An 11,509-nucleotide genomic window follows, 5' to 3' on the forward strand; every position below is an offset into this window, starting at 1 on the left:
CAAATAATCATTTAAAGTTAATTTTCTGTAATTAAAATTTCATATTTATAAATTTTAGCCATTGTTCGTTGCTAAATTCAATTATATTTGTCTAAAAAACAAGCTTACTATGGAAGAGTGCATTTCGGTTTTTGACATGCTTAAAATTGGTATTGGACCATCAAGTTCTCACACTTTAGGACCTTGGCGTGCAGCCGAACGATTCCTAGAAGAAATGAGGGATGAAAATGTAATTGCCACCGTTACTCGAATCAAAACTGATTTATACGGTTCTTTGTCGTTGACGGGAATAGGTCATGCCACTGATTTAGCTGTTATGTTAGGTTTAAGCGGTCAGGACCCAGAGTACATTCCTGTAGATGATATTGATGGAATCATAAAATCCATCAAAGACAACAACCAAATCATTTTAGGGAATGAATTTACCATTCCTTTTGACATTCAAAAAGACATCGTTTTCAATAAACAATTTTTGCCGTTTCATTCAAACGGAATGACCTTTACGGCCTATGCAGCTGATGAGGAACTGTATACGGAGACCTACTACTCCATTGGAGGTGGATTTGTAGTAAAAGAAGAGCGTATCAACGCCAAAAAGAAAATAGAAATAAAATGCGCATTCCCATTCCCAACTGATAAAGCAGTTGATCTTTTAAAATATTGCGAAACCGAAAATAAGAAGATATCAGAGATCGTTTATGAGAACGAGAAATCCATGCGCACTGAGGAAGTCATAGATCATGAATTAATGCGCATCTGGAACACCATGCTTGAATGTATGTATATTGGTTGTCACACTGAGGGAATTCTTCCTGGTGGACTAAATGTACGTCGTAGAGCATTTGATATGCATCAAAATTTAATAGGATTATCTAATTATAGCGACCCACAAACTTGGCTCGAAGAAATCAGATTAACTGAGGTCAAATTCCGTCAAATCTTGAAATGGGTAAGTTGTTTTGCCCTAGCGGTAAATGAAGTCAATGCGGCTTTAGGGCGCATCGTAACTGCCCCAACAAACGGGAGTGCCGGAGTGATTCCATCTGTATTGATGTATTATTTAGTCATTGAAAACCATGATGCAGGTCCAAAAGAGATCAAACAATTTTTACTAGTTGCTGGAGAAATAGGCAGCATATTCAAAAAAGGCTCTACCATTTCAGCTGCAATGGGAGGCTGTCAGGCCGAAATAGGCGTTTCCTCTTCTATGGCTGCTGCGGCATTATGTGAATTGATGGGAGGAACACCGGCTCAGGTCTTAATGGCCGCCGAGATTGCCATGGAGCATCACCTGGGATTAACCTGCGACCCTATTGGTGGATTAGTGCAAATTCCTTGTATCGAAAGAAACACAATGGGCGCAATCAAAGCGATAAATGCCGCCGAATTAGCCCTAGAAACCGACCCGAAAAACGCAAAAGTCCCTTTAGATAAAGTCGTAAATACCATGTGGGAAACCGCTAAGGACATGAACAACAAGTACAAAGAAACTTCAGAGGGTGGACTTGCTGTTGCAGTCAACATGGCTGATTGTTAACACTAGAGTAACTAAAAAACACCTATAAAATAAAGCCTACTAATCGACATACAAGTTGTTGAATAGTAGGCTTTATTTTATATGAAAATGCTATTTTCTCTTTTCTATACTCTTTTCTCTATCTTCGACACTCTCTTTCCTCTTCATTCTTTCCTTATGGCGTGCCCCGCTTACACAAAAGTTACAGCCGGGTCAGGCTGTACGTTACAATCTTTTATTGCACTGCGTACACAAAAGGATTTCCACTGCCATCCTTCACGCAGTCAATATCTACAAGATTCTCTTTTCACATTTAAGACGAAAATAAACAATACAACTCCACAAAGATTAGAGTCATTTAAAATTCAAAATTTTCCATTGGCAATTATGTACGGCAATCAAAATCCCTTAGATCAAAATCCGACAATCTTAAATCAAAATTTCTTTTCGCACTTCTCAGTCATGCCCTTCCACTTTTCACTATTCAGCAAACAGCATTCGAAACAAAAAATATAGTACATTCAAAATCAATAAATTATAATGAAGTTATTTAAAATAAAGTAGTATTTTAGTTCTTTCATATACGCCTTATGCAAATAATTGTAAAAAAGATATGGCATCGTGATGCAGATCGAATCGGACTTTTTTTTAAGTACGATAGTGCAACTATTTCCCAATTAAGACAATTGGGAGGTATATATAGCCAATCACTCCGTTGTTGGTATTTTGATTACAATGCTGAAAATTACAAGCTCATCAGCCAAAACTTTGAAGATTTGGTTATTGATAATCCAAAAAAGTCTAAAACGCAAACGCTGGCCGGCCTTACCATAAGCCGTGACCTTCCAGCCATAGCTAAAAGCGAACTTCAGTTAGATTTGGCCCCAGTGCTGAATAACCCTGAACATATAACGAAAACAAATTCGTTAGCACCAAATATGCGTTTAGAATTATTACCTAATTTAGGTAAGTATTGGGTTTTCAAAATGCGGTATTACCAGATTATCAGCAGACAATTACTAGCTACAAAAGGAGTCTATTGGAATGCCAATTATAAAGTTTATATGGTGTTAAGGAATTTAGGTACAAAAGAGCAAGTAGAAAAAATACTTGGTGTATCTCCTTTTTTTCCTGAAAATGATTATCATAAAAATGAAACGGTCTTCACATCTGAATCAATTATAATAAAACCACATCCTGAAGACTCAAAATGGATGGAAGTGTATATGCCCCCTTTTCTTGTATTGCGAGAAAAATTAAAACGTTTCTCTATGGCGCGTTATAGCACAATCAAAGATTGTTACTTACTTCCAGCAGCACCTAGTGTATATGACGCCATGGGAATGCAATTTGAGCCACATAAAGTACTGCTGAGCAATCAGCTACCAAGAGGCTATTTGATGAAACAAAACCTGCCTAACAGAAAGCAACTCGATTTAAGCAAAACCAAAGCGCAACTATTCAATCAAGTTCCTGATGCAGCCCAGGACTATATTTCGTTAATGGTAGACACTATATTGGCGCTTAATTACAGTAGTTCAACAATGCGTACTTATACAAGTTCCTTTTTAAAATTCCTGCGTGATCATCAGTTTAGAGATCCAAAAACGATCTCACAAAAAGAAATCATAAAATACTTAGCATCTCTTATGGAGCGCGGATTATCAGCATCATCTGGACATAGTATGGTCAATGCATTATTGTTTTACTACCAACAAATCGAGCAACAAAAAGGCTTTGAACTTAAACTACCACGGCCAAAGAGTGAAAAAAAATTACCCGCTGTATTAACCATGGAAGAATGTCTACAAATTTTTAGAGCCGTTGACAACCCAAAACATAAATTATTGTTGTTAATAGGCTATGGTGCGGGCTTACGAGTAAGTGAGATTGTAACGTTAGAATGGCGGGACATCTTATTTTCGGAGTTTAAAATTCATATTAAAAATGCCAAAGGAAAGAAAGACCGCATGGTAATGCTGCCCTACTCTATTGTGAGTTCACTGGAGCTTTATAAGAAATTATACGAACCCAATAAATACGTTTTTGAAGGGCAATATGCAGGAGAGCCATACAGTGCGGGAAGCGCACAATCAGTAATGCGACAAGCATTAAAAAAATCTGGTTTGTCTAAAAAAGCTACTGTGCATACCTTACGCCATAGTTTTGCAACGCATTTATTAGAAAATGGAACAGATATTAGATACATTCAAAAATTCCTAGGTCATGCTAGTATTAAAACTACCACGATATACACACATGTTTCAAAAATGGCTACTGATAAGATTGTAAGTCCACTAGATCGTTTAGTAGATGAAAATAACAAGAAAAAACTGAATGATTAATAAAAAACATCCCAAAAGATGTATATATTTGATGTTATATACAAGTTAGCTTACATATTATGAAAATAGCAGTAACAATCATATTATCAATAATTTCACAACTTTGCTTGGGTCAAAATTGTATTTGTAAAACTCGACCAGAATTGAATGAAATTATTTCTTGTGAAAAAACTATTTTTAAAAATGGAGCTAAAATATATCGAGAATTTAATTGCGACTCTTCTTGGGTTATATTTGAAAGCGAAAGCAAGAAAAAGAAAATACTTTTTTCATTAGATAAAGACTTAATCGAATTAACTGGGAGATTAGGATTTGCTAATTGGATAGAATATAAAAATTCTTTTATAGTAGAATATCATAATGTTTCTGGATGTTGTGAACCTTATGAATTCAAATTGTTTGATAAAACTAGCGGAAAAAAAATAGCAGAACTCGGCAGAGAAATATTCCACAGTGAAAATCAGAATTATCCTTACTTTGTAACTATTGACCACAAGAACTCAAATTTTCTATCTTTTTTAGATTTAAACACAAACAAAATTTTTAAAATAGATTTACCTAAAGACAGAATTGAAAAGACAATGAATATAACAAATGGAGTTTTCTCAGAAACTTTATTTGAAAATGGTGAAATTAAAAATGGAGTTTTTGAAATTAAATACAAGTATAAAGAAAATAGAAAAGACGAAAAATGGTTATTTGGAAAAATCACTGTTGACTTAAAAAAATACGTAAGCTAACCGCCATTTTGAGCTAGCTGGAATTTAGTGGAATTATCGTTTCGCATCAAGTTTTCGTTAAGCCGAAAATTGAGCGTTTACGAACTTCCAGCCATCTCAAAGTGGCATAACGTTGGCGGTAATGCAAAAAAAAATCAGCAGAAATGAAAATTAAGTCAATATTTATTTTACTATTATTTACAAGTTGCAATCCATTGTTTTGTTCTTGGCAAAACGGTTATGACGAAATAAATTATGAGCCATCTAAAAGTGAAGTAATTGGAAAATATGAATTAAGCGAAAAGTCTAAATCATATTTAGACGAAGATTATTATAGTTGGCCTCTAAAACTTGAAATATCTGAAAACAATCAATTTAAATTTCTTTTTGAGAATAACCCTGAAAGTTTAGCTGACAGAATATTTGCCGAAAAAGAAAATGACTCTAAAAGGAATAAAACAGGAAAATGGTTCTACTCGTTTATGAAGAAAGAAAAAATCTGCTATTTTGAGTTAGAGGGAATTTGTGTTGAACCTTTACGAAAAAAAGAAGATAAAATTTCGATAATGATTACAATTGGAGATGGAGATGAGTGCAACGGAATTGTTTATGAAAAAGTGGAATAAATAAAAGCACAACCGCCAACAGCCATTTAGCAATATTGCGAGTTTTGCGGTAAATTCACGTTTACGTTTCGCAAGATTTTTTATCTTTAGCGGAAAATAATCGGTCACGAAGTTCGCAACATCGCTAAGTGGCAAAACGTTAGCGGTAATACACCGCAAAAACCGTGAAAAATAGTAAAAAGCAAAAAAAATGATGAAAAATTATAAATCAAAACTCGGACTTGAATTAATAATTCCACTTATTTTAATTTTTGGTTATTCTCTTTTTGAGCTCATATCAAACAAAGTTTGGATTGGTATTTTTATAATGGTATTGACCATAATTTTTATTCTATACACATTTCTGTCAATAAATTACAAAATCGAAAATGATAACTTAAATGTAAAATGTACAATTCTGATGAATATAAATATTGATATTAAATCCATTAGAAAAATAATAGAAACATATAATCCACTAAGTTCACCTGCGGCATCAATTGATAGACTGGAAATATTTTACAACAAATTTGACAGCATATTAATTTCACCAAAGCTTAAAAAAGAATTTATCCAAAATCTTTTAGAGATTAATCCGAACATTGAAATTATTTACAGAAAATAGAAACAATAAAAAAAGCAAAAAAAGAAATTGTAAATATAGAACCAACCAAAAACAGAACAGTAATTATAAATAAGTACTACCGCTAACAGCTGTTTTGAGCTAGCTGGAGTTTAGTGGAATTACCGTTTCGCATCAAGTTTTCGTTAAACCGAAAATTGAGCGGTTACGAACTTCCAGCCATCTCAAAGCAGCAAAACGTTATGTGTAACTCTAAAAAACCAAAAATGAAAAAAATCATATTATTCATAATTATTTTTATTTCGTTTCAATCATTTTCTCAAACAATAAAAGAGCAGTTAAAACAAATAATTACAATTGATGATGCTAAAAAATTAGCGACAGAAAATCCAAATCTTGAAGCAGAACTTTTAAACATACATCCCGAAATTGAAACTGATGATTTTGCAACTAAATTAGCTGATGTGAAAACAGGCGAAATATTCTCAGATTTAGATTTTACCTACAAAATACTTTTTGAAACAAATATAAATGCTTTTCGTGTTAGTTATATTTTTCTTGATGCAAGTAAAATTTCACTCGCAGAAATTGAAAAATTAAGAACTGAAATCTTGGAGGAATATAAAAATGGAATTTCATTTTCGAATTTAGCTAATAAATACACAATGGACAATAGTAAAGATGGTGATTTAGGTTGGTTTGCTGAAGGAATGATGGTTCCAGATTTTGAAACAGAAGTGAAAAATCACAAACAAAATGATATTTTTAAAGTAGATATTGCGAATGAAAAATGGTATTACATTGTTTTGAAAACATTTAACGACAAACCAATAAGAGAATTCACGGTACTGAAAATAAAGAGCAACACATAACCGCCATTTTGAGCTAGCTGGAATTTAGTGGAATTACCGTTTCGCATCACGTTTTCTTTGAGCCGAAAACCGAGCGTTTACGAACTTCCAGCCATCTCAAAGTGGCATAACGTTATGCGTCATTTTACCCAAACGAAACAAAAATTCTTAATGGAAATTATAAATACCGAAAATGGAAATTTCAGTCTAAATGCAGAAATGGTTATTAATGCGAATAAAGAGTTTGCAGAAGTAAATAGTTTTGACATAGATAAAACTACAAACGATATGGGAAATGGATACGAATGGATTTATTTCAAAAATATCAAGATTGGTAGTCTCTACTTTTTCTTAAACGTATGTTTTTTTCAGAACAAAACTAAAATGATTAATTTCTCTTTTTCTGAATCTCAAATAAAAAATCCAAGTTGGGATAATTGGAATGAAAACGAAGAGAAAACTAATCAAAGAAATTTTGAAGAATGGTTAAACAAATCAATTGGAAGTAAGCGAAAATTTAATTGGGGTGATATTTCCTCAAATTATGATTTAAAAGGTGCAGGAACAAGTGTTACGATAAATTATCAATAAAAAAACGACCGCATAACAGCAGTTACACAATACACAAGGATTTAGTGGAATTAACGTTTCGCATCGTATTTTCGTTAAGCCGAAAATACTCGAATTCCGCATCCTTGTGCATCGTGTAGCTGCGAAACGTTGGTCGCAATGTTACCGTAGAATAAACAGAAAATAGAAAATATGAATAAAATTAGAATTTCAATTTTGCTTTTGACAATTTCACTTTTTGTAGGTTGTGATTTTGTAAAAGATAGTTTTACCTTTAAAGATAAGACAAAAGAATTTGTGGAAACCTTAATGAAAAAGGACTATGATAAATGTGTTTCCCAAATGGCTTTGGAAAGTGAAATTGGTAAAAACACAAATATTGACACTTTAAAATTGGGATTGGAGCAATTCCGAGGATTAGTAGAACGAAACTTTGGAGATAAGTTTGAGTATTCACTTATGAAATCTGAAAAAAAGCGTTCAACAATTGAAAGTGAAAACACACCACCAAATACTACACTTGCATTAATTGAATTTACAAATGAAAAAGAATTTGGTGTTTTTCAAGTTTTATTTGATGACAATTCAAAAAAGATAATTAACATAAAAACACTTGATGTAAAAGAACCTATACCGAATATGGTTATCTTTTGGCTATTCGGTTTTTTGCCATTATCAATTTTACTTTTCAATATTTATGCAATTAGAGAAATTAAGAAAAGTACATTGTCAAAAAAATGGTTGAAATATTTAGCAATAATATTTTTCAATTTACCGACAATTACATATTCTGCTGTCGAAGGTCTTTCGTATAAATTAGTGCATTTTCAATTTTTTGGTATCGGTTTTAGTTTTATGGGTTTTCTTGGTTCGGTATGGACTTTTGGAATTCCATTAGGTGGAATTTACTGGCTATGGAAACTGAAACAACACAAATTTGATGAAGAATTTAATGCGGAAAAAGAGGAACTTTCAATAACAGCTGAATAAAAAACACAGCCACCAACAGCCATTTTGAGCTAGCTGGAATTTAGTGGAATTACCGTTTCGCATCAAGTTTTCGTTAAGCCGAAAATTAAGCGTTTACGAACTTCCAGCCATCTCAAAGCAGCAAAACGTTGTGCGTAACCACATAAAAACGAAATGTAACAGAAAATTATGAGTTTAAAATTAGATTTATTACTAACTAGAGATAGTGTAAATATTAGCGACGACATTAATGCTCCTAATGAAAAAAGAATTTCAATTTCTGAAAACGCAACTTTAGAAGAACTTACTAAAACAATAATCATAAACAAATATTTGCCCTCAATTCAAAATGGAAAAGCAAGTTGGGTACTAAACTTCGGAAATAAACCAATTGCCATTATTGCAGAAGAATGGAAAGAAGCGAAATTTTTGGTAAATAAAGATAAATTTATTTATGAATTCACTAAACCTGAACCAAAAGTAGGTTTTTATTTGAATTATTTAGCCCAAAAAGATCCAACAGAAATATTTGATACGTTAATTAAAAAGTTAAAATAGCGACTACGCACAACACACGTTTGTGACTATTGCGGAATTTAGTGGAATTATCGTTTTAATTCGTATTTTCGTTTATCCGAAAATGCTCGTCTTCGGAGTCCGCAACATCCACAAGCGCGAGAACGTTATAGGCAATGCGGAGTGTGACAAATCCTGAAATAGGTTGACTAAAAATTAAAAACAAGATACCATTTAGCATATCCGACAAAATGCAAATCGAAGAGATAAACTTTAGTGTTTCAAACCTCTTTTCAAGAGAAGCCGTGAAAGAAATAAAGAATCCTGACGGAACCTGTAACAGGTATACTGAAACTACTGGTACTTTGGGTTATCCGGTAACCCAAGTAGAAAGTGGCGTTGCTTGTTCAGACACTAGTGGTGGTGGTTCTAGTGGTGGCATGACTGATGGTGATTCTACTTCTGGAAGGACAACATCTGGAGGCTCTACTGGGAGCCTAGGGGGTAATGGAGACGGTGCAGATGATGGTTTTGGTAGTGGTTCTTATGGTGGTGGTTTCACAACACCTTTAGCTGAGAAAGAAGACACAGACTCCATGGCATCTGAATTGCGAATTAAATTTTCTTTGTCTGGTCAAGCGTATTTATGGTTAAAAAACAACGCTTATACTGTTTTAATGATTAATGAGTTCCTTGATGATAATCAAAACTCAATGCAGGCTGAAAACTTTGCCAAGCAGATGCTAAATCAAATGATCAACAATCCCGGATTAATTTTCGATGTAGAAGCTTCCTTCAAATCACCTTTTAATATTGACAAATCAACCATTACAGATGCAACACCGGAAGGGAAAAAATTCAATACAGTTTACAAATCATTAACAGAATCACCCGAGTTTAAAAGACTATTTCTGGATGTGTTTGATGGTACACAGACTCGCTTTAATGTGAAGTTTGTAATTGGTGATATTACAAATGGAGCAAATGGAAATACTGACACTAATTTGTCTAACCCAACATTAAATATAATTACAATAAGCCCTGCTTTCTTGGATAGGTCAAACAAAATGGAAATAGGGAAAACCATTTTACATGAGTGCATACATGCTTACTTGAATGCGAAAATGGTTGACCCTACTATAGGAACGAGCATACCAAACCTTAATAATATGGAGTTTTGTGATGTTGTAAACCAAAAATATAGTGATTTTTCGCCTGGGCAAAACCAACATAATTTTATTTATAATTTTATGTTACCTACAATGGTTAGAGTACTTTCAGAAGTAAAAGAGAAATTGGTTAGTGCTGAAGACAATACAACAATGAATGCTTTAAAAATGAGCATTCCTATTGGTAGTCCCTTAACATCATTTGATTGGGGAGGCTTTATACATAACTTGTCATTAATTGGATTGCAAAATTGTTCGTTTTTTCAAAAGGAAATTGGTACATTTAATAGCTTCGGAGCACCAATCACTATAATTAATCAAACGTTAATGGATGCCTACAATCAATACAATAATTTTGGTCATCTTTATTTACATCCTTAAATTTAAAAATATGAGAATTTATTTGTTACTGCTTCTATTGATTCCATTTACTAATTTTTCACAGGATTTAGAAAAAATAAAGATGGCCGACACAATATATATCTACTTTAAAAGAGATAAAAATCAATATAGTTTACAAAATAACAGTATTAACCTCAATAATTTAAATTACTACTATACTTTTGAATATGCTGGAAAATATCGAAATTATATGACATTTATGCATCATTACAGCTTATCTCCAAAAGAAAAGAGAGAAAAAAGATCATTTTTAAAAAAGAATAAAGATTATATTATAACCCATGATTTTTTAACAAAATACGATTTAGCAGAAGCTACAGATTTAATTGGTCATAAAAAAAGGGTGTATTTAATGGATTATGATGATATATGTTGGTTTTCAATAAAGCTGGTAGAAGTAAAAGTTATGGGGACTTGGCCTCAAAGTATTGAATAACCCCGATGCCCAAAATAGAATAGATTTTTTAAAAGACCAATCGATTCAACACAATGCAGGAATACCAACCACGTTATGGACTTGGGAGGAATATTATGGTTGGCTTTCCTTAGGGGGTTTAGAGCAATCCCCAAGCTTTATAAAGAAATACCCTAAGGGGTCTGATGGAGAAACAGTATTTAAAGATTATTTAAATCGTGGAGAATTGAGTTTAAACAAAGAGTTTTAATAAAAGAACAACACATGAAAAATTTACTTTTATTTTTAGTTTTAACCGTTAATATTATTCATTCTCAGGACAAAAGAGCAGTTTATATAATATTTGAAGATCAAATAGGAATGTCTAAAACTATATATCCTCCAGATAAAGATCTAACTTTATCTCAAGTAAGGTATAACTTTGAATGTTTTAAAAAATCAGAATATGACGGTCCACTTGTGTTTTTTAATAATTTACTCGTTGTTGAAAAACCAAAATTTAAAATTGTTGACATTCCTATAATTTACAAATGCAAATCATTCCTTAAAAAACTTTATGCAAACAAAGTGCCAGTATATAATTGTGATTCATTAATGCAATATACCTTGGGCGAAGCTGTGGATCTGATTTATAAAAGTTATAAAATTTACATTATTGATTTAACAGAAAGTAAAGGCAATAAATTATATATTAGAGAGGTAGTCATGTCAAATCAATTAGGTGAATAATTTTCTTAAATAATTATAGTTTTTATTCTAGATACAAAAAACCTCTTGCAACAACCATTTTGAGCTAGCTGGAGTTTAGTGGAATTATCGGTTCGCATCAAGTTTTCGTTAAGCCGAAAA

General features: G+C 32.6%; 13 protein-coding genes. All 13 read left to right on the top strand.

The annotated features are described in order from the left end of the window. The first annotated feature begins 109 nt into the window (after positions 1–109). The 13 genes from HJ01_RS15095 (at position 110) to HJ01_RS15155 (ending at position 11,389) form a co-directional block, all read left to right on the top strand. The gene (locus HJ01_RS15095) at positions 110–1,537 is read left to right on the top strand and encodes an L-serine ammonia-lyase (protein ID WP_040474034.1); all 1,428 of its coding nucleotides are present in this window, start codon (positions 110–112) and stop codon (positions 1,535–1,537) included. 569 nt (positions 1,538–2,106) lie between these two features. Then, positions 2,107–3,861, top strand: a complete 1,755-nt coding sequence (locus HJ01_RS15100; protein WP_007139354.1) for a tyrosine-type recombinase/integrase — start codon at positions 2,107–2,109, stop codon at positions 3,859–3,861. Between the two features lie 143 nt (positions 3,862–4,004). Beyond that, positions 4,005–4,601: a hypothetical protein gene (locus HJ01_RS15105; protein ID WP_007139355.1), complete on the top strand. Its 597-nt coding sequence runs from the start codon at positions 4,005–4,007 to the stop codon at positions 4,599–4,601. Positions 4,602–4,744: 143 nt separating this feature from the next. Then, positions 4,745–5,206, top strand: a complete 462-nt coding sequence (locus tag HJ01_RS15110; RefSeq protein WP_007139356.1) for a hypothetical protein — start codon at positions 4,745–4,747, stop codon at positions 5,204–5,206. Between the two features lie 190 nt (positions 5,207–5,396). Next, positions 5,397–5,810 carry a PH domain-containing protein gene (locus HJ01_RS15115; RefSeq protein WP_007139357.1) on the top strand — a complete coding sequence of 138 codons (414 nt, stop codon included), beginning with the start codon at positions 5,397–5,399 and terminating at the stop codon, positions 5,808–5,810. A 224-nt stretch (positions 5,811–6,034) separates the two neighbouring features. Further along, the gene (locus HJ01_RS15120; RefSeq protein ID WP_050855245.1) at positions 6,035–6,640 is read left to right on the top strand and encodes a peptidylprolyl isomerase; all 606 of its coding nucleotides are present in this window, start codon (positions 6,035–6,037) and stop codon (positions 6,638–6,640) included. 150 nt (positions 6,641–6,790) lie between these two features. After that, on the top strand, positions 6,791–7,210 hold the full coding sequence (locus HJ01_RS15125) for a hypothetical protein (RefSeq protein WP_007139359.1): 420 nt from the start codon (positions 6,791–6,793) through the stop codon (positions 7,208–7,210). 171 nt (positions 7,211–7,381) lie between these two features. Beyond that, complete coding sequence (locus HJ01_RS15130; RefSeq protein ID WP_007139360.1) at positions 7,382–8,179, top strand: hypothetical protein; 798 nt, start codon at positions 7,382–7,384, stop codon at positions 8,177–8,179. Positions 8,180–8,347: 168 nt separating this feature from the next. Further along, positions 8,348–8,716: a hypothetical protein gene (locus HJ01_RS15135; protein ID WP_007139361.1), complete on the top strand. Its 369-nt coding sequence runs from the start codon at positions 8,348–8,350 to the stop codon at positions 8,714–8,716. A gap of 209 nt (positions 8,717–8,925) precedes the next feature. After that, on the top strand, positions 8,926–10,224 hold the full coding sequence (locus tag HJ01_RS15140) for a hypothetical protein (RefSeq protein ID WP_007139362.1): 1,299 nt from the start codon (positions 8,926–8,928) through the stop codon (positions 10,222–10,224). Between the two features lie 10 nt (positions 10,225–10,234). Next, the gene (locus tag HJ01_RS15145; RefSeq protein ID WP_040474038.1) at positions 10,235–10,681 is read left to right on the top strand and encodes a hypothetical protein; all 447 of its coding nucleotides are present in this window, start codon (positions 10,235–10,237) and stop codon (positions 10,679–10,681) included. Then, positions 10,674–10,910, top strand: coding sequence for a hypothetical protein (locus HJ01_RS15150; RefSeq protein ID WP_007139364.1), 237 nt, complete (start codon positions 10,674–10,676; stop codon positions 10,908–10,910). The genes HJ01_RS15145 and HJ01_RS15150 overlap by 8 nt, the downstream gene beginning before the upstream one ends. 14 nt (positions 10,911–10,924) lie before the next feature. After that, on the top strand, positions 10,925–11,389 hold the full coding sequence (locus HJ01_RS15155; protein ID WP_007139365.1) for a hypothetical protein: 465 nt from the start codon (positions 10,925–10,927) through the stop codon (positions 11,387–11,389). Positions 11,390–11,509 lie beyond the last annotated feature (120 nt).

The organism is Flavobacterium frigoris PS1 (genome assembly GCF_000252125.1).
Classification (GTDB): Bacteria; Bacteroidota; Bacteroidia; order Flavobacteriales; family Flavobacteriaceae; genus Flavobacterium; species Flavobacterium frigoris_A.

Excerpts from the sequence above, each read along its gene's own strand:
- HJ01_RS15135 (WP_007139361.1), top strand. The coding sequence starts at position 8,348 with ATGAGTTTAAAATTAGATTTATTACTAACTAGAGATAGTGTAAATATT.
- HJ01_RS15110 (WP_007139356.1), top strand. The coding sequence starts at position 4,745 with ATGAAAATTAAGTCAATATTTATTTTACTATTATTTACAAGTTGCAAT.
- HJ01_RS15120 (WP_050855245.1), top strand. The coding sequence starts at position 6,035 with ATGAAAAAAATCATATTATTCATAATTATTTTTATTTCGTTTCAATCA.
- HJ01_RS15130 (WP_007139360.1), top strand. The coding sequence starts at position 7,382 with ATGAATAAAATTAGAATTTCAATTTTGCTTTTGACAATTTCACTTTTT.
- HJ01_RS15155 (WP_007139365.1), top strand. The coding sequence starts at position 10,925 with ATGAAAAATTTACTTTTATTTTTAGTTTTAACCGTTAATATTATTCAT.
- HJ01_RS15125 (WP_007139359.1), top strand. The coding sequence starts at position 6,791 with ATGGAAATTATAAATACCGAAAATGGAAATTTCAGTCTAAATGCAGAA.
- HJ01_RS15140 (WP_007139362.1), top strand. The coding sequence starts at position 8,926 with ATGCAAATCGAAGAGATAAACTTTAGTGTTTCAAACCTCTTTTCAAGA.
- HJ01_RS15145 (WP_040474038.1), top strand. The coding sequence starts at position 10,235 with ATGAGAATTTATTTGTTACTGCTTCTATTGATTCCATTTACTAATTTT.
- HJ01_RS15095 (WP_040474034.1), top strand. The coding sequence starts at position 110 with ATGGAAGAGTGCATTTCGGTTTTTGACATGCTTAAAATTGGTATTGGA.
- HJ01_RS15115 (WP_007139357.1), top strand. The coding sequence starts at position 5,397 with ATGATGAAAAATTATAAATCAAAACTCGGACTTGAATTAATAATTCCA.
- HJ01_RS15100 (WP_007139354.1), top strand. The coding sequence starts at position 2,107 with ATGCAAATAATTGTAAAAAAGATATGGCATCGTGATGCAGATCGAATC.